This window comes from Rhizobacter sp. OV335 (assembly GCF_900142965.1).
In the GTDB taxonomy this organism is placed as follows: Bacteria; Pseudomonadota; Gammaproteobacteria; order Burkholderiales; family Burkholderiaceae_C; genus Rhizobacter.
Map to the genome: position 1 here is coordinate 37553 of NZ_FRCQ01000022.1, position 21494 is coordinate 59046.

Below are 21494 nucleotides of genomic sequence, written 5' to 3' on the forward strand. Positions count from 1 at the left end.
CCCACGAGCCGACGAGGTCAAGCGTCGATGTTCGCCGCCCTCAACGCATTCGCCTCGATGAACTCCCGACGCGGCTCCACCTCGTCGCCCATCAGCATCGTGAACACGCGATCGGCCTCGATCGCATCGTCGATCTGCACGCGCAGCAGGCGGCGCACGGTCGGGTCCATCGTGGTCTCCCACAGCTGCGCCGGGTTCATTTCGCCCAGCCCCTTGTAGCGCTGGCGGCCGACCGCCGATTCGGCCTGCTGGATCAGCCAGGCCATCGCCTGGCGGAAGTCGCCGACCTTGGCTTCCTTCTGCTTCTCGCCCTCGCCGCGCTTGACCACCGCCTCGCTGCTGACCAGCCCCTTGAAGGTCTGGCCCGCGGTCGACAAGGCTTCGTAGTCGGCACCGTGCACGAAGTCGGCGCTGATCACGCTGCTCTTGCGGTTGCCGTGGTGCATGCGGCTGATGCGCAGGATGTGCTTGTCGGTGCGGGCATCGAACTCGGCCGTCACCTCGGCATCGTGCAACGCACCCTTCAGCCCGGCCGCCGACACCTCGGCCGCCTCCAGCGTGTCGAGGTCGAGCGCCAGCCCGTTGGCCATCGCGCGCAGCGCCTCGATGTCCATCCAGTTCGACAGCCGCTCCACCACGTTGTTCGCCATCACGTACTGGCGCGCCAGCGTCTCGAGCGTCTCACCCAACAGCACCGTGCCGCCGACACCGGTCTCGAGCTTCGCGTCCTTCAGCGCCACCTTCAGCAGGTAGGCGTCGAGCTCGTGCCCGTCCTTCAGGTACTGCTCTTCCTTGCCGAGCTTCACCTTGTAGAGCGGCGGCTGGGCGATGTAGATGTGGCCGCGCTCGACGATCTCCGGCATCTGCCGGTAGAAGAACGTGAGCAGCAGCGTGCGGATGTGCGCGCCGTCCACGTCCGCGTCGGTCATGATGATGATGCGGTGGTAGCGCAGCTTGTCCGGGTTGAACTCGTCCTTGCCGATGCTGGTGCCCAGCGCGGTGATCAGCGTCAGGATTTCATTGCTCGTCAGCAGCCGCTCGAAGCGCGCCCGCTCGACGTTCAGGATCTTGCCGCGCAGCGGCAGGATCGCCTGGAACTTGCGGTCGCGGCCCTGCTTGGCCGAGCCGCCGGCCGAGTCGCCCTCGACGATGTAGATCTCGCACAGCGCCGGATCCTTCTCCTGGCAGTCCGCCAGCTTGCCCGGCAGCCCCATGCCGTCGAGCACGCCCTTGCGGCGCGTCATCTCGCGCGCCTTGCGGGCCGCTTCGCGTGCGCGCGCCGCCTCGACGATCTTGCCGCAGATGATCTTCGCGTCGACCGGGTTCTCGAGCAGGTAGTCGGTCAGCGCCTTGCTGACCACGTCTTCCACCGGGCCGCGCACTTCGCTGGACACCAGCTTGTCCTTGGTCTGGCTGCTGAACTTCGGCTCCGGCACCTTCACGCTCAGCACGCAGCACAGGCCTTCGCGCATGTCGTCACCGGTGATCTCGACCTTCGCCTTCTTCGCGAGTTCGTTGTCCTCGATGTACTTGTTGATCACCCGCGTCATGCCGGCACGCAGGCCGGTCATGTGGGTCCCGCCATCGCGCTGCGGAATGTTGTTGGTGAAGCAGAGGACGTTCTCGCTGTAGCCGTCGTTCCACTGCATCGCCACTTCGGTGGTGATGTTGGTGTTCTGGTCCGACATCTTGTCGCCGGTGGCGTGGAAGATGTTCGCGTGCAGCACCTTCTTGCCGGTGTTGATGAAGTCGACGAAGCCCTTCACGCCGCCTGCGTAGGCGAAGTTGTCTTCCTTGTTGTTGCGCTCGTCGACCAGCCGGATCTTGACGCCGTTGTTCAGGAAGCTCAGTTCGCGCAGCCGCTTGCTCAGGATGTCGTAGTGGAAGTCGATGTTGTTGAAGATCTCGTCGTCCGGCAGGAAGTGCACCTCGGTGCCGCGCTTCTCGGTCTCGCCGGTGACCTTCATCGGGCTCACCTCGAAGCCGTCGCGCATCTCCAGCACGCGGTCTTGCGGCACGCCCTTGCGGAACTCGATGAAGTGCGTCTTGCCATCGCGCCGCACCGTGAGGCGTAACCACTTCGACAGCGCGTTCACGCACGACACGCCCACGCCGTGCAGGCCGCCCGAGACCTTGTAGCTGTTCTGGTTGAACTTGCCGCCGGCGTGCAGCTCGGTCAGCGCGATCTCGGCCGCACTGCGCTTGGGCTCGTGCTTGTCGTCCATCTTGACGCCGGTCGGGATGCCGCGGCCGTTGTCGGTGACGCTGATCGCGTTGTCGCTGTGGATGGTCACGACGATGTCGTCGCAATAGCCGGCCAGCGCCTCGTCGATCGAGTTGTCGACCACCTCGAACACCAGGTGGTGCAACCCGGTGCCGTCGGAGGTGTCGCCGATGTACATGCCCGGGCGCTTGCGCACGGCCTCCAGGCCTTCCAGGATCTGGATGCTGCCTTCGCCGTAGGCGCTCGACACTGCATCTGCAGCCGCCTTCTTGGCGGCGCCGTCGTCGGGAGTGTTCAGGGAATCGGTCATCGCGGTATTGAACTCATGGAATGCATCGGGTACGGGCGGCCGGCGTGCTGGACACGCCCTGCGGATCTCGACCGGCAGGTCAGATCCGCATCGGCATCACCACGTACTTGAAGCCCGCCTGCTCGGGCACGGTGAACAGGGCGCTGGAGTTGGTGTCCTGCAGCTCCAGCTTGACCATCTCGACGCTCATGTTGGCCAGCGCGTCCATCAGGTAGGTGACGTTGAAGCCGATCTCGATCGCGTCGCCGTTGTAGTCGATCTCGAGTTCTTCCTTGGCCTCTTCCTGCTCGGCATTGCTCGATGCGATCCGCAGCACGCCGGGCTCGATGTTGACGCGAACGCCCTTGAACTTCTCGCTGGTCAGGATGGCGGCGCGCTGCAGGCTCGCCAGCAGCGGCGCACGGCCGAGCGTCACGTGGTTCTTGTGGTTCTTCGGGATCACGCGGTTGTAGTCGGGGAACTTGCCCTCGACCAGCTTGGTGACGAACTCCATGCCGCTGAAGCTGAACTTGGCCTGGTTGCCGGCGAAGCGCATCTCGATCGGGGCGTTGTCCTTGTCTTCCTTGTCGTCCTTCAGCAGCCGCTGCAGCTCGAGCACCGTCTTGCGCGGCAGGATGACCTCCTGCTTCGGGATCTCGACATCGAGGTTGGCCTGCGCCAGCGCCAGGCGGTGGCCGTCGGTCGCGACCAGCGTCAGGCTTTTGCCTTCGGCGACGAACAGGATGCCGTTGAGGTAGTAGCGGATGTCGTGCACCGCCATCGCGAAGTGAACCTGGTTGATCAGCGTCTTCAGCGTCTTCTGCGGCACGCTGAACACCGGCCCGAAATCGGCGGCTTCCTGCACCAGCGGGAAATCATCGGCCGGCAGCGTCTGCAGCGTGAAGCGGCTCTTGCCGCCTTGCAGCGTGAGCTTGTTCTGCGCTGCGCTCAGCGTCACGGTCTGGTCGGCCGGCAGCGAGCGAAGGATGTCGATCAGCTTGCGCGCGCCGACGGTGGTCGCGAAGTTGCTCGCATCGCCGTCGAACTCGGCGGTGGTGCGCACCTGGATCTCCAGGTCGCTGCTGGTCAGCTCGACCTGGCTGCCGGTCTTGCGGATCAGCACGTTGGCCAGGATCGGCAAGGTGTGCCGACGTTCGACGATGCCGGAGACGGCCTGCAGGGCTCCCAACACTTTTTCTTGCGCTGCCTTCAAGACAATCATGTCAACCTCTTAAATTAGTCGTCTTAGTAGAGGATCGCGTTCCTTGTGGAGAACGCCATTTTCCCCTTTTCCATCAACCGCTTACAGACCTCGAAACCCTGTGTGCAGCGGACCCTGAACTCCGGGACTCGCACACAACAACTTTCCGGAACCCGCCTGGCCTGTGGACATCTCGCATGTTGTCCGAGAGTTGTCCCCAGGCTTGTGCTTTGACATCCTCACGCGCTTCTGTTGCGCTCGCTTTCAGCCCTTCAACGTCTGTTCCAGCACGTGCAGCTGCTGGTTCAACTCGGTGTTCTTCTGGCGCTCGCCCGCGATCTTGCGCACCGCGTGCAGCACCGTCGTGTGGTCGCGCCCGCCGAACAGCTCGCCGATCTCGGGCAGGCTCTTCTGCGTCATTTCCTTGGCCAGGTACATCGCAATCTGGCGCGGCCGCGCAATGCTGGCCGGGCGCTTCTTGCTGTACATGTCGGCGACCTTGATCTTGTAGAAGTCGGCCACGGTCTTCTGGATGTTCTCGACGCCGACCTGGCGGTTCTGGATCGACAGCAGGTCCTTCAGCGCCTCGCGGGCCAGCTGGATGTTGATGTCCTTGTGCGAGAAGCGCGAGTACGCCAGGATCTTGCGCAGCGCCCCTTCGAGCTCGCGCACGTTGGCCCGCACGTTCTTCGCGACGAAGAAGGCCACGTCCTCCGGCATCGCGGTGCCTTCGGCATCCGACTTGCGCATCAGGATGGCCACGCGCATCTCGAGTTCCGGCGGCTCGATCGCCACCGTCAGCCCGGCGTCGAAGCGCGAGGTCAGCCGCTCGTCGATGTCCACCAGCCCCTTCGGGTAGGTGTCGCTGGTCATGATGATGTGGGCGCGCTTGGCCAGCAGCGCCTCGAAGGCGTTGAAGAACTCCTCCTGGGTGCGCTCCTTGCCGGCGAAGAACTGCACGTCGTCGATCAGCAGCAGGTCGAGCGAGTGGTACTTGGCCTTCAGCTCGTCGAAGGTCTTGCGCTGGTAGTTCTTGACGACGTCGGTGATGAACTGCTCGGCGTGCAGGTAGAGCACGCGGGCGTCGCTGCGGTCGGCCAGCAGCGCATTGCCGACGGCATGCACCAGGTGGGTCTTGCCGAGGCCGACGCCGCCGTAGATGAAGAGCGGGTTGTACATCTGCCCGGGCGCGCCGGCCACGTGCAGCGCCGCGGTACGGGCCATCTGGTTCGCGCGGCCGGCGACCAGCGAACCGAAAGTCAGCGCAGGGTTCAGGCGATGGCGCGGCAAGGCCGCGTTCGCGGCGGAGGGGCTGCGCGGCACGGTCACCGCGGGCGCGCCCAGCGTCGCGACATCGGCACCGCCGGCAGACCGGGCGGGGCCGAGCGCGCGGACGATCGGCACCGGGCCGTCACTGCGGAAGCCGCTGATCGGCGCCGGGTTGTCGCGCGGCGCGAGCATCAGGTCGAGCCGCACCGGCTTGCCGGCGAGCTCGCTCAGCACGGCCTCGATGCGGCCGGCGTATTGGTTGCGGATCCAGTCGAGCTTGAACCGATTGGGCACACGCAGTGATGCCACCGCGCCGGAGATGCCTTGGTCAGTGACGTCGGCAGCCGGTAGCGGGCGGATCCAGGTGTTGAATTGTTGTTCGGGCAGTTCGGCTGCCAAACGCTCGCAGCCGCGCTGCCAGAGATCAGCGCTCATGTTGTGGAAAAGTTCTTCTCGGAGCGGCCGGATTCTACGGTGCAACGGGCCCGCCGGGCGAGGTTATCCACAGTCTTGTGAAGCGGGATGCAACCGCCGCGGGGGCGCATGCCACCGTGCAAGTCTTTGACTTGGCAGGGGGTTTTTGGTGTAATAGTGGGTTTCCCGAAGGCCCGGCTCTTGTGACTCTTGTAGATCAAGGTGAGCATGCAGGGTCGAGTCATGTGCAGCGGCGTTGGAGTATGACGCCAGCAGCCACGTGAACTTGGGACCCCCTTTCTGCAGGACTGATCAACATGAAACGCACCTACCAAGCTTCGAAGACCCGCCGCGCCCGCACCCATGGTTTCCTCGTGCGCATGAAGACCCGCGGCGGCCGCGCCGTCATCAACGCACGCCGCGCCAAGGGCCGCAAGCGCCTGGCCGTCTGAGGCCGGTTGCAGTAGCTGCAGTCACCGCATCGACGGCACCCACAGCTTCGGCCTCGGGTGCGCCAACGCCCAGCGTGGCGTCCAGGGCGACACCGTGATCGGGCGAATCGTTCAATCGGTTGACTTCGAGCGCGTGCTCGCGGCGCCCACCCGGGCACGCAGCACGCATTTCGCCGTTCATTTCCTGGCCGCCCGGCCTGCCGTCAAAGTGGCTGCTGTCCGACATGCTGCCCACAAGTTGTCAACAGGTGAGGCACCGATTGGGGGCGCAGCTGTGGATGACTTGCCTGAAGGTGCCTGCTGGCTGGGCGCCGTGGTACCGAAGCGGCATGCCAAGCGGTCGGTCACGCGCAACCTGCTGAAGCGTCAGATCCGGCGCGTCGTGCATGCGCAGGCCGGCCTGCCGAGCGGCTTGTGGGTGATCCGGCTGCGCAGCCCGTTCGACCGCAAGCTGTTCCCGAGCGCGGCATCCGACGCGTTGCGCACGGTGGCCGGCAATGAACTGCTGGCCGTGATGGCGAAAGCTGCCCGGACAGGAGCCTGACGATGTCGCGGTGGGTCGAGTCGTTGAAGTCCGCGCCGCAACGCCTGCTGATGACGCTGGTGCGCGGCTACCGCTTCTTCCTGAGCCCCTGGCTCGGCAGCGCGTGCCGCTTCGAACCCACCTGCTCGGTGTATTCGCTGCAGGCGCTCGAGCGGCATGGCGCGCTCGGCGGCAGTTACCTGACGCTGCACCGGCTGGCCCGTTGCCACCCGTGGTGCAATGGTGGTCACGACCCGGTGCCCGACACGCTGGGCGGCCTGTTCACCCGGCTTGAGGCCCGGCGTTCAGGCCCCATTTCCGACGCGGCCTCCCGCATTCCTTCTTCCCACATTCCCCGCGAAGAGACTCTCCCATGACCGATATGCGCCGCACCCTGCTGTGGGTGGTGTTCTCGATGTCGCTCGTCCTGATCTGGGACGCCTGGAGCCGGCACAACGGTCAACCGTCGTTGTTCGGGCCGCAGCCGGTGACGGCACCGGTCGCCGCAGCGGGCCCGGGCAGTGCCCCGGCCGGCGTGCCGGCAACCACCGGCTCGGCCACGACGACCGCCGCCGCGATTGCCACCGCACCGGCCGCCTCGGCGGTGGTGTCCGAGCGGGTCGACATCCAGACCGACCTGGTGAAGGCCACGCTCGACAGCAAGGGCGGCACGCTGGTGCGCGTCGAGTTGCTGACGCAGCACGAGCAGCTGCAGAAGGACCTGTGGCAGATGGTGCAGGAGCTGGTCGGCCTCGCCCCACGCCATGACGAGCAGTTCCAGAAGAAGAACGTCGTCGTGCTCGACGAGTCGGCGCACCGCCTGTACGTCGCGCAAAGCGGCCTGATTCCGGCGGCGGGTGGCAGCGGCCTGCCGAACCACCTGACGGTGATGAGCCTCGTCCCCGGCGAACGCACGCTGAAGGACGGCAGCAACGAGTTGCAGGTGCGCTTCGAGTCGCCGGTGGTCAACGGCGTCAAGCTGGTGAAGACCTACACCTTCAAGCGCGGCGACTACGTCATCGCCGTGCACAACGAGATCACCAACGCGTCGGGCGCCCCGGTCAATGCGCGGCTGTACCTGCAGCTGGTGCGCGACGGCAACGACGGCACCGGCGGCTCGAGCTTCTACTCGACCTTCACCGGCCCGGCGATCTACGACGAAACCAAGCACTTCACGAAGGTCGACTTCAAGAGCATCGAGAAGCGCGGGCCGAAAGAAGCGCCGGACCACGTGACGACAGCCGAGACCGGCTGGGTCGCGATGGTGCAGCACTACTTCACGTCCGCCTGGCTGATCGACAAGGCCGACACCAAGCAGCCGCGCGAGTACTTCACCGGCAAGGCCGACGTCACGAACGACGTGACCGGCGGACCGGCCCACGTCTACCAGGTCGGCATGACCGTGCCGCTGGGCGACATCGCGCCGAATGCCACCAAGACCTTCGACGCGCAACTGTTCGTCGGCCCGCAGGAAGAGCACAAGATCGCCGCACTGGCGCCCGGCCTCGAGCTGGTGAAGGACTACGGTTACTTCAAGGTCTTGTCCGAGCCGCTGTTCTGGGTGCTGACCCAGCTGCACAAGCTGATCGGCAACTGGGGCTGGTCGATCATCGCGCTGGTGGTGCTGCTGAAGATCGCGTTCTACTGGCTCAACGCCAGCGCCTACCGCTCGATGGCCAAGATGAAGGCCATCAACCCGAAGGTGATGGAGCTGCGCGAGCGCCTGAAGGACAAGCCGCAGCAGATGCAACAGGAGATGATGCGCATCTACCGCGAGGAGAAGGTCAACCCGATCGGCGGCTGCCTGCCCATCATTGCGCAGATGCCGTTCTTCATCGCGCTGTACTGGGTGCTGCTGTCGACGGTCGAAATGCGCAACGCACCGTGGATCGGCTGGATCACCGACCTGTCGGCCAAGGACCCGTACTTCATCCTGCCGCTGCTGATGACGGCCTCGAGCCTGCTGCAGACCTGGCTGAACCCGACGCCGCCGGATCCGGTGCAGGCCAAGATGATGTGGATCATGCCGCTGGTGTTCTCGGTGATGTTCTTCTTCTTCCCGGCCGGCCTGGTGCTGTACTGGCTGACGAACAACATCCTGTCGATCGCGCAGCAGTGGCTGATCAACAAGCAGCTGGGCGTGCTCGGCAAGTAGCGCGCCGACAGCGCCCCCGCGCTTGCGGCCCCCCAAGCGGGGGCTTGTCGCCAGACACGGCGGGCGCGACCATGCACCCATGGAACGACGGCACCGTGCCGGCGCTTCCACCAGTTCAATGCGGGGCAGACCCGCTGCCGTGATTCTCGGCAGCGGCTCGGGAGGATGATTCGGACTGCAGCATGCTGCGCCGGCGCTTCCCCCCGCGCCATCTTCAACCCGGGTGACGCCTTGTGCGTCGCCCGGGTTTGTCGTTTTCGGGCCGTTGAATTCCGCCCCGAAGCGCCCTTCCTCGACAATCGCCGCCATGCTGCCGCGCCACCACGACCCCGTCATTGCGATCACCACCGCGCCCGGCCGCGGTGCCGTCGGCATCGTGCGGGCCTCGGGCCGCGACCTGAAGCCGCTGGTCGATGCGCTGTTCGCACGCGCGCTGGCGCCGCGGCATGCCACCTACCTGCCCTTCACCGATGCGCAGGGCCAGGTGATCGACCGCGGGCTGGCGCTGTACTTTCCGGCGCCGCACTCCTACACCGGCGAAGACGTGCTCGAGCTGCAGGCGCACGGCGGACCGGTCGTGCTGCAGCTGTTGCTCGCACGCTGCCTCGAAGCCGGGCGCGCGATGGGGCTGCGCCTGGCCGAGCCGGGCGAGTTCACCGAACGGGCGTACCTGAACGACAAGCTCGACCTCGCGCAGGCCGAGGCCGTCAGCGACCTGATCGATGCCAGCACCGAAGCCGCAGCCCGCTCGGCCAGCCGCTCGCTGAGCGGTGCGTTCTCCGACGAGGTGCATGCGCTGCGCGACCGGCTGATCTCGCTGCGCATGCTGGTCGAGGCGACGCTGGACTTCCCCGAGGAGGAGATCGACTTCCTGCAGAAGGCCGATGCGCTCGGCCGCCTGCGCGCGATCGACGCCGACGTGGCCGGCGTGCTCAGTCGAGCGCGCCAAGGCGCGCTGCTGCGCGAAGGCATGCAGATCGTGCTGGCCGGGCAGCCGAACGTTGGCAAGAGTTCGCTGCTGAACGCGCTGGCCGGTGCGGAACTCGCGATCGTGACGCCGATCCCCGGCACCACGCGCGACAAGGTCAGCGAGACGATCCAGATCGACGGCGTGCCGGTGCATGTGATCGACACCGCCGGGCTGCGCGAGGCGGGCGACGAGGTCGAGCGCATCGGCATCGCGCGCAGCTGGGAGGCGATCGAGCGGGCCGACGCGGTGCTGTTCCTGCACGACCTGACGCGCCGTGGCGAGCCGGCGTACGACGCGGCCGAGGCGGTGATCGCCGCGCGGCTGCCGCCACCGCGGCGCGATGGCGAACGCATCGTGCACGTCTACAGCAAGAGCGATCTCGCGGCGATGGCGAGCCTGTCCGATGACGGCGGCCACCACCTCGCGCTGTCGGCCCGCACCGGCGACGGCCTGGACGCGCTGCGCCGCCTGCTGCTGCAACTGGCCGGCTGGCATGCGTCGCCCGACGGGTTGTTCATCGCGCGGGCCCGCCACGTCGACGCGCTGCGCCACACCGCGGAGCACCTGGCGCTGGCGCTCGAACTGGCCACCTCGCCCGACCCGGCGCTCGACCTGCTCGCCGAAGAACTGCGCCTCGCGCAAACGGCGTTGTCGCAGATCACCGGCGAGTTCACGTCAGATGACCTGCTCGGCGAGATCTTCAGCCGCTTCTGTATCGGCAAGTAGCACTTTTTGTCACACGACCCCCGACAGACGGGCCCGCGACGGGGACCGACGGGCACAAGTTTTGCCACGCACTGTTGTGATGCCCGTCACACGCGCTGATAATCGCGTCACTTTCACGCACTTGCCTCGCAAGTTCGCGTCACACCACACAGAGGACACGATGGAACTGCAGGACCTGGCCCAAGCGATTCAAACGTTGAATGCGGAAGACGCCTTTCGCGCCCGTTTGTCGGTCGAGCAGTGGCGCGTCATCGGTCCCTACCTCACCCGCCACGACATCCGCGCCGGCGACCTGCTGATCAAGCAGGGCGACTCCGACCGCAGCATGTACTTCCTCGGCCAGGGCTCGCTGCAGGTCTTCGTGACCGGCGGCCCGCCTGGCAGCAACCGCATCGCGATCCTGCGCGCCGGCTCCGTGGTCGGCGAACCGGCGCTGTTCCTCGATGGCCCGCGCATGGCCAACGTCGAGGCGATGACGCCGTGCATCGTCTGGGCGCTGCGCGGTCCGCGCCTCGAAGAGCTGGCCCAGCGCACGCCGGCGCTCGCGCTCGAACTGGTGCGGGCCGCCGGCTCGGTGATGGCGCTGCGGATGCGCGCCAACATCACGCGCCAGACACCGATCACCTGAGTTCGGCCGCGGGGCTCGGTGCCCCGCTCAGTGCCCGCTGAAATCGACCAGCGTGAACAGCGGCAGCCCCGCTTCGCGCAGCCGCTGCGAGCCGTGCAGCTCCGGCAGGTCGACGATCGCCGCGCCTTCGATCACCACCGCACCCAGCCGCTGCAGCAGCCGCATGCCGGCCATCATCGTGCCGCCAGTGGCGATCAGGTCGTCGACCAGCACGATGCGGTCGCCCGGCTTCACCGCGTCGGTGTGCATCTCGACCGTGGCCGAGCCGTACTCGAGCTCGTAGGTTTCCTGCACCGTCGTGAACGGCAGCTTGCCCTTCTTGCGGATCGGGATGAAGCCGACGTTGAGTTCGTAGGCCAGCACCGATCCGATGATGAAGCCGCGCGCGTCGAGCCCGGCGATCGCGGTCGGCCGCACGTCGAAGTAGCGGTGCACGAACTCGTCGATCAGGATGCGGAAGGTGCGCGGATCGGCCAGCAGCGGCGTGATGTCGCGGAACTGCACGCCCGCCTCCGGCCAGTCGGGCACGGTGCGGATGCTGCGCTTGATGGTGTCGCGCGCTGATTCCTGGAGGGTGTCTGCGGTCATGGGATTTGCCGTCGGGAACGGGGCGCCATTGTGAACCCAAGCTTGTGGACCCAAGCTCGTGGACCCAAACGGCCGGTGTTTCACCGTGCAGGACGGCTTGTCCCGCGCGCGACAGCCCGCGACGGGAAAGCCCGGGCGACGCGACGGTGCACGCCGACTAGTCTGGATCTGCCGCACGGCGAACACGCTGTCGCGAGCCCACGAGACCACACACCAGGAGACCCACATGCATCAGCGACACCTGCTGAGGATGACGGCGTTCGTCGCCGCCTCGACCCTACTGTTCTCTGCCTGCGGAGGCGGAGACGACGGCCCCGCCCCGGCGCCCGCGCCGGTCCCCGAGGAAACGCGTGCGCAGGACGGCCGCACCGCCTTCGCCGCCGATCCCGCGGCGCTCGCGTTCGACGCGCTCGCCGGCGTGGCGGTCGACACCGACCGCTGGACCGGCGTGCAAGGCGGCGCCGGCTACCGCATCGAGGTGCCGAAGACCGGCTGGAACGGCAAACTGGTGATGTATGCGCACGGCTACACCGGCGCCGGCAATGGGCTGGTCGTGACGAGCCCGTCGATCCGCCGCTACCTGCTCGAGCAGGGCTTCGCGTGGGCCGCATCGAGCTACAGCAAGAACTACTACGACGTGCGCGCCGGCGTCGAAGACACCAACGCGCTCGCACAGGCCTTCGTGCAGATCGCCGCGGCGAACGGACGCACGCTCACCGCGCCGACCCGCACCTACCTGATCGGCGTTTCGATGGGCGGCCACATCACCGCCGCGGCGATCGAGGACGAGGCCGCGGCCACCGCGGTGCACAAGCAGAAGTACGACGGCGCGGTGCCGATGTGCGGCGTGGTCGGCGACACCGAGCTGTTCGACTATTTCGCCGGCTACCAGCTCGCGGCGCAGCAACTGGCCGGCGTGCCGGCGGCGTCCTTCCCCACCACCGACTGGGCCACCCTCGTCGCCGACGTGCGGACCACGCTGTTCGCGAGCCAGACCGCGTTCACCGCGCCGACCGCGCAGGGCGCGAAGCTGAAGGAGGTGGTGATGAACCTGACGGGCGGCCCGCGGCCGATCTTCGACCAGGGATTCGCGAACAGCGGGCTGCAGAACGTCGTCTGGGGCACCTTCGGCGGCGACGGCACGATCAACGGCATCCTGAACAAGAGCGTGATCGACACGCAGCGCTTCAGCTACAAGTTCACGGCCAGCGATGCCGTGCTGGCCTCGTTCAACGCGTCGATCGCGAAGGCGGTCGCCGCGCCCGACGCCAACCGCCTGCGCAGCGACGGGTTGCGCTGGATCCCGAAGGTGAACGGCGAGTTCAAGATCCCGGTCGTCAGCCTGCACACGCTGGGCGACCTGTACGTGCCGTTCCGCATGGAGCAGGTCTACCGCGCGCGGGTCGAGGCCAAGGGCAACGGCGGCTGGCTGGTGCAGCGGGCGGTGCGCGCACCCAGCCACTGCGATTTCACGGTGGCCGAGCAGGTCGGCGCGTTCGCCGCGATGGTGGCGTGGGCCGAGACCGGCGTGAAGCCGGCCGGCGACGACGTGGTCACCCCGGCGACGGTGGCCGATCCGGCGTACGGCTGCACCTACACCGTCAACACCGGCGGCACCGACGACAACCCGACGACGATCGCGACGCGCGCGTTGATGCCGGCCTGCCCTGCGCCCTGACAAACCCGTTCGGACTGAGCTTGTCGAAGGCCAGCGCGAACTGAATCAGCGCCCGAGCAGCTTGCCCTCAGCGAGGGCGAGCGGCTCGGGCAGCCCCGACAGCACCAGCGTGTCACCGCCGGCCATCACCAGCGTCTCGTGCGGCTTCGTCACCGCACCCGAGGCGCGGCGCACCGACACCACCGTGGCGCCGACCGCGTGCAGCGCCAGCGCCGACAGCGGCTGGCCGACCCAGGTCGCCGCCGTCGGCAGCGTCACGCTGAGCAGCCGCGCCTGCTGCAGCTCGTCGACGGTGTCGTCGTCGGCGCCGTGGAAGTAGCCGCGCAACAAGCCGTAGCGCGCATCGCGCTGGTCCTGCACGACGCGGATCACGCGCCGCATCGGCACGCCGACGAGCGCCAGCGCATGGCTCGCGAGCATCAGCGAGCCCTCGATCGCCTCGGGCACCACCTCGGTCGCGCCGGCCGCCTGCAAGCGCTCGATGTCGCTGTCGTCCAGCGTGCGCACGATCACCGGCACCGTCGGCGCATGCGCCTGCACCAGGCGCAGGATCTTCATCGCCGACGGCGTGTCGTGGTAGCTGACGACGACCGCGCTGGCGCGCGCCAGCCCGGCCGCCATCAGGCTCTGCAGCCGCGCGGCGTCGCCGAACACCACGCTCTGCCCGGCGGCCGCGGCCTGGCGCACGCGGTCGGGGTCGAGGTCGAGCGCCATGTACGGGATGTGCTCGCCGTCGAGGATGCGCGCCAGGCTCTGGCCGCTGCGGCCGTAGCCGGCGATGATCACGTGCGCCTCGGTGTTGATCGCGCGCTTGGCGATGCTCGTCATCGCGACCGACTGCATCAGCCAGTCGCTCGAACTCAGCCGCATCACGATGCGGTTGCTGTACATGATGATGAACGGCGTGGCCAGCATGCTCAGCACCATGCTCGCGAGCACCGGGCTCTGCAGCGAGGCCGGGATCAGGTGCTCCTGCGTCGCCAGCGTCAGCAGCACGAAGCCGAACTCGCCGGCCTGCGCGAGGTACAGCCCGGTGCGCAGCGCGATGCCCGGCGCCGCGCCCGACAGCCGCGCCAGCAGCGTCACCAGCGCAAACTTGAACAGCACCGGCAGCACCGTCATCACCAGCACCAGCGGCCATTGCCGCAGCACGATCTCGACGTCGAGCTTCATGCCGATCGTGATGAAGAAGAGACCGAGCAGCACGTCGTGGAACGGGCGGATGTCGGTCTCGACCTGGTGCTTGTACTCGGTCTCGGCAATCAGCATGCCGGCCACGAAGGCACCGAGCGCCAGCGACAGCCCGGCGTGCTCGGTCAGCCAGGCCAGGCCCAGCGTGACCAGCAGCAGGTTCAGGATGAACAGCTCCTCGCTCTTGCGCCGCGCCACCAGCGTGAGCCACCAGCGCATCACGCGCTGGCCGCCGACCAGCAGCACGGTGAGCAGCGCCACCGCCTTCAGCCCGGCCCAGGCGAGTGCCGGCGCCAGCGCGTCGGGCGACGCACCGAGCGCCGGGATCAGCACCAGGAACGGCACCACGGCCAGATCCTGGAACAGCAGCACGCCCATCACGCGGCGGCCATGCTCGCTCTCCAGCTCGAGCCGCTCGGCCATCAGCTTGACGACGATTGCGGTGCTGCTCATCGCGAGCGCCCCGCCGAGCGCGAACGCGCTCTGCCATGACAGCCCCCAGCTGCGGCCGACCTGGGCCAGCCCCCAGCCGAGCAGCGCATTGCCGGCCAGCGCGGCCAGCACCGTCATCGCGACCTGGCTGAGCCCGAGGCCGAACACCAGCCGGCGCATGCTGTTCAGCTTCGGCAGGTTGAACTCGAGCCCGATCACGAACATCAGGAACACCACGCCGAACTCGGCCAGGTAGGTCATGCCGGCCGAATCCTTGGCCAGACCCAGGGCATTCGGGCCGATCAGCACGCCGACCGTCAAATAGCCGAGCATCGGCGGCAGTTTCAACGAACGGCATGCCACCACCCCGGCGACCGCGGCAACGAGATACAGCAGGACGAGTTCGAGAGTGGATGCCATTGAATCGCCAACGCAACGTGCGTGCCTACAATCGCCGGATCCTATCGGACCGAAGCCGCTCTCCGTGCCCCTGACCGCCCCTCCCGCCGTTTCTTTTGATGCCGAACGCGTGCTCAAGCTGGCGCGCGAGACCTTCGACATCGAGGCCCGCGCGCTGCTGGCGCTGCAGGCACGCCAGGGCGACAGCTTCGTCGAGGCGGTGCGGGCGATGCTGCACTGCAAGGGCCGCGTGGTGGTGATGGGCATGGGCAAGAGCGGGCACGTTGGCCGCAAGGTCGCGGCCACGCTGGCCTCCACCGGCACGCCGGCGCTGTTCGTGCACCCGGCCGAGGCGAGCCACGGTGACCTCGGCATGGTCACCCCCGGCGACGTGGTGCTCGCGATCTCGAACTCCGGCGAAAGCGACGAGCTGGCCGCGATCCTGCCGGCGCTGAAGCGCCTGGGCGTCACGCTGGTCGCGATGACCGGCCGGCCCGACTCCAGCCTGGCGAACCATGCCGACATCACCATCAGCAGCGCCGTCGACCAGGAGGCCTGCACGCTGAACCTCGCGCCCACCGCCAGCACCATCGCGCAGATGGCGGTCGGCGACGCGCTGGCGGTCGCGCTGCTCGACGCGCGGGGTTTCCGCGAAGAGGATTTCGCCCGCTCGCACCCCGGCGGCAGCCTGGGGCGCAAGCTGCTGACCCATGTGCGCGACGTGATGCGCAGCGGCGACGAGGTGCCGCAGGTGCCGCCGGCCACGCCCTTCGTCGACACCATGCGCGAGATGACGCGCAAGGGCCTGGGCGCCACCGCGGTGCTCGGCGAACGCGGCGAGATCCTCGGCATCTTCACCGACGGCGACCTGCGCCGGCTCGTCGAGCAAGGCCTCGACCTGCGCGCGCTGACCGCCGCCGACGTGATGCACCGCAGCCCGCGGCGCGTGCGCAGCGATGCGCTCGCGGTCGACGCGGCCGACCTGATGGAGCTGCACCGCATCACCGTGCTGCTGGTGGTCGATGCGGACGACCGGCTGGTCGGCGTCATCAACACCAACGACCTCATGCGCGCGAAAGTGATCTGATGGCCCTCGACGACATCACCCCGGTGCTGGGCTTCGCGCCCGAGCTGCTGCTGCGGGCGCAAGACATTCGCGCCGCGATCTTCGACGTCGACGGCGTGCTGACCGACGGCCGCATCTACATCAGCGAGCGCGGCGAGGAGTTCAAGGCCTTCAACACGCTCGATGGCCACGGGCTGAAGCTGCTGGCGCAGGGCGGCATCGCGCCGATCGTCATCACCGGCCGCGACTCGCCGGCGGTGCGCCGCCGCGTCGCCGACCTCGGCATCGCGCATGCGGTGTACGGCGTGCACGACAAGCTCGCCGCCGCGCAGCAGTTGCTGTCCACGCTCGGCATCGGCTGGGACGCGGTGGCCGCCATCGGCGACGACTGGCCCGACCTGCCGCTGCTCGCGCGCGCCGCGCTGGCCTGCGCGCCGGCCAACGGCCACGTCGAGGTGCGCGCGATCGCGCACCACGTGACCACGGCCGCCGGCGGCCATGGCGCCGGGCGCGAGTTCTGCGACCTGCTGCTGTCGGCCACCGGCCGCTATGCCGCGCTGCTGCGCGGACACCTCGTCACGCTCGATGGCGGAAGCTGACACGGCGACCCCGGCCAGCAGCCGGCCCGGCACGCTGGCGCCGGCCGCGGCACGCCCGGGCGGCCGGCGCACGCCGCAGCCGCTGCGCTGGCGGCTGGTCGAATTGCTGTCGTCCTACCTGCCGCTGCTGCTGATGGGCGTGCTCGCGATGGGCACCTGGTGGCTGGTCAAGAACACGCCGCTGTCCGACGACCCGCGCATCGCCGCGCCGCTGCGCCACGTGCCCGACTACGAGATGCGCCACTTCGCGCTGCAGCGTTTCACGCCGCAGGGCCAGCTGCGCGCGCAGATCGAAGGCGACGTGCTGCGCCACTACCCCGACACCGACACCGTCGAGATCGACAACGTGCGGCTGCGTGCCGTCGGCCCCGACGGCCGCGTGCTGCATGCCACCGCGCGCCAGGCCATCGCGAACGGCGACGCCACCGAGGTGCAGCTGGTCGGCCAGGCCGAGATCATCCGCGACGGCATCGACGGCGGCCCGCCGATCGATTTCCGCAGCGAGTTCCTGCATGCCTTCATCGACACCGAAAGCATTCGTTCGCACCTGCCGGTCACCGTGACCCAGGGCGGCACCGAGCTGCGGGCCGACAGCATGGAATACAGCCACCTCGACCGGGTGATCAAGTTCGGCGGACGCATGCGGGCCGTCTTCAGCCCGCGGGAATCCAAATGAGCGGCGACCGCCTCGTCTACATCACCGGCGCGTCCAGCGGCATCGGCCAGGCGCTCGCGCTGCGCTTCCACCAGGCCGGCTACCGGCTGGCGCTGGTTGCGCGCCGCACCGACGAGGTCCGCAAGTGGGCCGATGCGCAGCGCCTCGACGCGTCGCGTTTCGCGGTCTACGCCGCCGACGTGCGCGACATCGACGCGATCACCGCGGCCGGGCGCGCCTGCATCGACGCGCAGGGGGTGCCCGACGTGGTGATCGCGAACGCCGGCATCAGCGTCGGCATCGACACCGCGGTGTTCGACGACCTGGCGGTGATGCGCGCCACCTACGAGACCAACAACCTCGGGATGGCGGCCACCTTCCAGCCGTTCATCACCGCGATGCGGGCCCGGCGCAGCGGTGCGCTGGTCGGCATCGCGAGCGTGGCCGGCATCCGCGGGCTGCCGGGCCATGGCGCCTACTGCTCCAGCAAGGCGGCGGTGATCGCCTACTGCGAGAGCCTGCGCGGCGAGCTGCGGCCCGACGGCGTCAAGGTCGTCACGCTCGGCCCGGGCTACATCGACACGCCGCTGACGCGCGAGAACCGCTACGGCATGCCATTCCTGATGCAGCCCGAGGTGTTCGCCGACCGGGCCTTCCGCGCGATCGAGGCCGGCGTGACCTACCGCGTGATCCCGTGGCAGATGGGGGTCGTCGCGAAGCTGCTGCGCGCGCTGCCGAACTGGCTCTACGACCTGGCGCTGGCCGGGCGGCCGCGCAAGAAACGCCAGGGCGAGTGACGGCGGCATGAATCGTCGCGGCGGGTTCACCCCGTTCGGCGGGCTCGCGCGTATCAGTCTTCACCTGAACTCTGTGTGAGACGCCCGATGCGCCGTTTTGTGCCCGTGTTGACCCTGTCCCTCGTCGTGAGCACCCTGGCCGCCTGCGGGCGCGGGGCGCCGATGGAGCCCGAGAGCGCCGCGCTGGCGGTCCGTGCCGCGGCGCCCGCGGCCGCGTTCGCGAAGCGGCGCGCCGCCCCCGAGCAGGCGCAGGCCGAGCGGACCGCGGCCGACAGCGCGTCGTCTGAAACCCGCCGCTACGTCGCGGTGCGCCACACGCTGCAGATCTTCACCGCGGCCGATGGCGTCGAGGCCGCGTGGCGCGACGCCACCGACGCTTGCGCCGCCGCCGGCTGCGAGGTGCTGAACGCCGCGCTCGAGCGCAACGACGAGCGCCACCCCGCCACCGCGACGCTCGAAGCCCGCGTGCCGCCCGAGCGGCTCCAGGCCTTCCTGGCGCACCTGGGCAGCCTCGGTCGCACCGGGCTGAACGCGCGCACCGCCGAGGACAAGACCGACACCGTGCTCGACACCGAGGCGCGCCTGAAGAACCAGACCGCGTTCCGCGACCACCTGCGCGTGCTGATGTCGACGCCCGGCGCAAAGCTGAAGGACCTGATCGAGGTCGAGCGCGAGCTGGTCCAGGTGCAGAGCGAGCTCGACAGCCTGGCCGCGCAGCGCAAGGTGCTGGCCAACGAGACCGACAAGGTGCACATGTCGATCAGCTTCCGGGCGCAGCCGTCGGTCATCGAGACCGGCATGTGGGAGCCGGTCACCGATGCGCTGCGCAGCGCCGGCCATGTCGTGGCGGTGAGCGTTGGGGTGCTGATCACCGCGGCGGTCGGGCTGTTGCCGTGGATCGTCGTGCTGGGGCTGGCCGGCTGGGGCGTGCGCGCGGCCTGGCGTCGCCGAGCCCGCCGGCGCGGCTGACCGGGGCATGAAAAAAGCGGTGAGCGCTTTCGCACTCACCGCTTTCTGTCAGAGCTTGATCGGTCGGGAGGACGGATCAGTAGCCGCCGCGGCCACCGCTGCCGCCGCCACCACCGTAGCCGCCGCCACCGCCGGAGCGGCCGCCGCCACCACCGCCGTAGCCGCCGCCACCGCCGGAGCGGCCACCGCCACCACCGCCGTAGCCGCCGCCACCGCCGGAGCGGCTGCCGCCACCACCGCCGCCGCCGTAGCCGCCGCCACCACCGCCGCCGAAGCCGCCACCACCGCCGGAACGGCCACCGCCGCCACCGAAGCCGCCCGGACGCTCTTCGCGCGGACGGGCCTCATTGACGACCAGCGCACGGCCGTCGAGGGCCTGGCCGTTCATGCCGTTGATGGCGGATTGAGCTTCGGCATCCGAGCCCATCTCCACGAAGCCGAAGCCCTTGGAGCGGCCGGTATCGCGGTCCATCATGACCTTGGCGGACGAGACGGTACCGAATTGTGCGAATGCTTGTTGGAGATCGTCGTCGCGAACGCTGTAGGCGAGGTTGCCGACGTAGAGTTTATTGCCCATGGAGAGCGCCTTTCTTTCCTGAAGTCACGAGAACCATGTGGAGCGTGTACCCATCCTGAACCATTCAAGTGAAGGCGCTGCTTCCAGACACAGAATTTTGATTATCGAGTAATTGCGCGAAGCGGTGCAAATTGTGGAAACCCCTTGCAAGGCGAGGGAAACGAAAAGTGTTGTCTGTACGCCGCAAGAAAGGTCCGATGAGCCCCCGCATTGCCAGTCTCGTGCCCAGCCTGACCGAGCTCGTCGTCGAACTCGGCCTCGGTCCGTGCCTCGTTGCGCGCACCGGCTACTGCGTCCATCCGGCCGCCGTCGTGCGCGGCGTGCCCAAGGTCGGAGGCACCAAGGCGGTGAACCTCGACAAGCTGCGGCGCCTCGCGCCCACCCATGTCCTCGTCAACGTGGATGAGAACCGGCACGACATCGTGCCGGCGCTGCACGAGATGGGTGCGCAGGTCATCGTCACGCACCCGTGTGGTCCCGAGGACAACCTCGCGCTGGTCGACCAGGTGGCGGCCGTGTTCGACGACGAGCCCGGCGTGCGCGAGCGGGCGCGCTCGCTGCGCGAGGCCTTGCAGCACGAACTAGGGGAAACCCGTGATGACCCATGTCAGTCGCAGCGCGTGCTCTATCTGATCTGGCATGACCCGTGGATGACGGTCGCACGCAACACTTACCTGTCGCGCATGCTGGCGCGCATCGGCTGGCACACCGAGCCGGCGGTCGATGGCGGCCCGCACGGTGCGGCGCGCTACCCGGCGCTGCGTGGCGACGAGCCCTGGCTTGCGCAGGTGGAGCGCGTGCTGCTGAGCTCCGAGCCGTTCGCGTTCGGCGACGCGCACGCCGTGCGGGCCCGGGCGCTGTGCCCGCGGGCGCGCGTGCAGCGGGTCGACGGCGAGCTGCTGAGCTGGTACGGGCCGCGCGCGCTGCCGGGGCTGCGCTACCTGCGCGAACTGGCGCGCAGCTGAAGGCGCGCCCGCGCCCTCAGAATGCCGCATGGACATCTACAAGCCGCTGATCGCCCTGCTCGCCATCGTGAACCCGATCGGCGTGATCCCGTTCTTCATCCACTTCACCGGGGGTTTCACCCGCGAACAGCGCCAGCGCACGATCCGCGTCGCCGCGTTCAGCGCCTTCATCGTGATCGCGGTCAGCGCGATCGCGGGGCTGAAGATCATCGAGTTCTTCGGCATCTCGCTGGCGTCGTTCCAGGTCGGCGGCGGCACGCTGCTGCTGATCTCGGCGTTGCAGATGCTGAACGCCCAGCCCGCCGAGACGCGGCAGGAGGACGTGACCGAAGGCAACACAAAGGTCGATGCCGGCGACAGCATCGCTGTGGTGCCGCTGACCATCCCGCTGCTGACCGGCCCGGCCACCATCTCGACGATGGTGATCTACGCCGACAAGACGCGGCATTGGTGGGAGATCGCGGTGCTGGTCGGCTACGGCGTGGTGATCGGAATCGCCGTGTGGCTGGCCTTCAGTGCATCGGGCCGCATTGCGCGGGTGCTCGGCAAGACCGGCATCAACGTGATGACGCGGCTGATGGGGCTGATCCTCGCGGCGCTCGCGGTCGAGGTGATGTCGGACGGGCTGGTGAAGCTGTTCCCGATCCTCGCGAGCAGCATCCACTGAACGGCTTCATCGACCGGCTTCACCCACGCTTCATGGCGGCTTCACCCGGGCTGGCCACAG

Annotated in this window: 20 protein-coding genes; 14 read left to right on the forward strand and 6 right to left on the reverse strand. The window is 68.3% G+C overall.

The genetic code is table 11. From position 1 onward, the window contains the following. Positions 1-17: 17 nt before the first annotated feature. The 3 genes from gyrB to dnaA form a co-directional block, all read right to left on the reverse strand. Positions 18-2534, reverse strand: coding sequence for a DNA topoisomerase (ATP-hydrolyzing) subunit B (gene gyrB / locus BUE42_RS21100; protein ID WP_073467270.1), 2517 nt, complete (start codon positions 2532-2534; stop codon positions 18-20). 79 nt (positions 2535-2613) lie between these two features. Then, entirely contained in the window at positions 2614-3735 is a 1122-nt protein-coding gene (dnaN, locus tag BUE42_RS21105; RefSeq protein ID WP_073467271.1) for a DNA polymerase III subunit beta, read from the reverse strand. Positions 3736-3978: 243 nt separating this feature from the next. Further along, positions 3979-5418 carry a chromosomal replication initiator protein DnaA gene (gene dnaA / locus BUE42_RS21110; RefSeq protein WP_073467272.1) on the reverse strand — a complete coding sequence of 480 codons (1440 nt, stop codon included), beginning with the start codon at positions 5416-5418 and terminating at the stop codon, positions 3979-3981. A 296-nt stretch (positions 5419-5714) separates the two neighbouring features. Here dnaA and rpmH point away from each other — a divergent pair, with 296 nt between their 5' ends. From rpmH to BUE42_RS21140, 6 genes are all read left to right on the forward strand, one after another. Beyond that, a complete protein-coding gene (rpmH, locus tag BUE42_RS21115; RefSeq protein ID WP_047486751.1) occupies positions 5715-5849 on the forward strand; it encodes a 50S ribosomal protein L34 in 135 nt (44 codons plus the stop codon). A 94-nt stretch (positions 5850-5943) separates the two neighbouring features. After that, complete coding sequence (locus BUE42_RS21120; protein WP_235002512.1) at positions 5944-6393, forward strand: ribonuclease P protein component; 450 nt, start codon at positions 5944-5946, stop codon at positions 6391-6393. A 2-nt stretch (positions 6394-6395) separates the two neighbouring features. Beyond that, on the forward strand, positions 6396-6749 hold the full coding sequence (gene yidD / locus BUE42_RS21125; RefSeq protein ID WP_073467273.1) for a membrane protein insertion efficiency factor YidD: 354 nt from the start codon (positions 6396-6398) through the stop codon (positions 6747-6749). After that, a complete protein-coding gene (yidC, locus tag BUE42_RS21130; RefSeq protein WP_073467274.1) occupies positions 6746-8527 on the forward strand; it encodes a membrane protein insertase YidC in 1782 nt (593 codons plus the stop codon). The genes yidD and yidC overlap by 4 nt, the downstream gene beginning before the upstream one ends. Positions 8528-8834: 307 nt before the next feature. Next, positions 8835-10223: a tRNA uridine-5-carboxymethylaminomethyl(34) synthesis GTPase MnmE gene (gene mnmE / locus BUE42_RS21135; RefSeq protein ID WP_073467275.1), complete on the forward strand. Its 1389-nt coding sequence runs from the start codon at positions 8835-8837 to the stop codon at positions 10221-10223. A gap of 160 nt (positions 10224-10383) precedes the next feature. After that, complete coding sequence (locus BUE42_RS21140; RefSeq protein WP_073467276.1) at positions 10384-10851, forward strand: cyclic nucleotide-binding domain-containing protein; 468 nt, start codon at positions 10384-10386, stop codon at positions 10849-10851. 27 nt (positions 10852-10878) lie between these two features. Here BUE42_RS21140 and BUE42_RS21145 read toward each other — a convergent pair whose 3' ends face one another. Next, complete coding sequence (locus BUE42_RS21145) at positions 10879-11439, reverse strand: adenine phosphoribosyltransferase (protein ID WP_073467277.1); 561 nt, start codon at positions 11437-11439, stop codon at positions 10879-10881. A gap of 226 nt (positions 11440-11665) precedes the next feature. Here BUE42_RS21145 and BUE42_RS21150 point away from each other — a divergent pair, with 226 nt between their 5' ends. After that, positions 11666-13117, forward strand: coding sequence for an alpha/beta hydrolase family protein (locus BUE42_RS21150; RefSeq protein WP_073467278.1), 1452 nt, complete (start codon positions 11666-11668; stop codon positions 13115-13117). A 45-nt stretch (positions 13118-13162) separates the two neighbouring features. Here BUE42_RS21150 and BUE42_RS21155 read toward each other — a convergent pair whose 3' ends face one another. Further along, positions 13163-15160 carry a monovalent cation:proton antiporter family protein gene (locus BUE42_RS21155; RefSeq protein WP_073467279.1) on the reverse strand — a complete coding sequence of 666 codons (1998 nt, stop codon included), beginning with the start codon at positions 15158-15160 and terminating at the stop codon, positions 13163-13165. A 70-nt stretch (positions 15161-15230) separates the two neighbouring features. On the opposite strand from BUE42_RS21155, the gene BUE42_RS21160 reads away from it, so the two are divergent. From BUE42_RS21160 to BUE42_RS21180, 5 genes are all read left to right on the forward strand, one after another. Then, on the forward strand, positions 15231-16226 hold the full coding sequence (locus BUE42_RS21160; protein WP_073467345.1) for a KpsF/GutQ family sugar-phosphate isomerase: 996 nt from the start codon (positions 15231-15233) through the stop codon (positions 16224-16226). Continuing rightward, positions 16226-16804, forward strand: a complete 579-nt coding sequence (locus tag BUE42_RS21165) for a KdsC family phosphatase (protein ID WP_073467280.1) — start codon at positions 16226-16228, stop codon at positions 16802-16804. The genes BUE42_RS21160 and BUE42_RS21165 overlap by 1 nt, the downstream gene beginning before the upstream one ends. After that, entirely contained in the window at positions 16791-17480 is a 690-nt protein-coding gene (lptC, locus tag BUE42_RS21170; protein ID WP_083614361.1) for an LPS export ABC transporter periplasmic protein LptC, read from the forward strand. Before BUE42_RS21165 ends, lptC begins: the two co-directional genes overlap by 14 nt. After that, the gene (locus BUE42_RS21175; protein ID WP_073467281.1) at positions 17477-18256 is read left to right on the forward strand and encodes an SDR family oxidoreductase; all 780 of its coding nucleotides are present in this window, start codon (positions 17477-17479) and stop codon (positions 18254-18256) included. The genes lptC and BUE42_RS21175 overlap by 4 nt, the downstream gene beginning before the upstream one ends. A gap of 126 nt (positions 18257-18382) precedes the next feature. After that, complete coding sequence (locus BUE42_RS21180) at positions 18383-19225, forward strand: DUF4349 domain-containing protein (protein ID WP_159445473.1); 843 nt, start codon at positions 18383-18385, stop codon at positions 19223-19225. A gap of 76 nt (positions 19226-19301) precedes the next feature. On the opposite strand, the gene BUE42_RS21185 is transcribed toward BUE42_RS21180, so the two are convergent. Continuing rightward, positions 19302-19802: an RNA recognition motif domain-containing protein gene (locus BUE42_RS21185; RefSeq protein WP_073467283.1), complete on the reverse strand. Its 501-nt coding sequence runs from the start codon at positions 19800-19802 to the stop codon at positions 19302-19304. 197 nt (positions 19803-19999) lie between these two features. On the opposite strand from BUE42_RS21185, the gene BUE42_RS21190 reads away from it, so the two are divergent. Together BUE42_RS21190 and BUE42_RS21195 are read left to right on the forward strand one after the other, a co-directional pair. Further along, the gene (locus tag BUE42_RS21190) at positions 20000-20767 is read left to right on the forward strand and encodes a helical backbone metal receptor (RefSeq protein WP_073467284.1); all 768 of its coding nucleotides are present in this window, start codon (positions 20000-20002) and stop codon (positions 20765-20767) included. 28 nt (positions 20768-20795) lie between these two features. Continuing rightward, complete coding sequence (locus tag BUE42_RS21195) at positions 20796-21434, forward strand: MarC family protein (RefSeq protein WP_056802809.1); 639 nt, start codon at positions 20796-20798, stop codon at positions 21432-21434. The last annotated feature ends 60 nt before the right edge of the window (positions 21435-21494 follow it).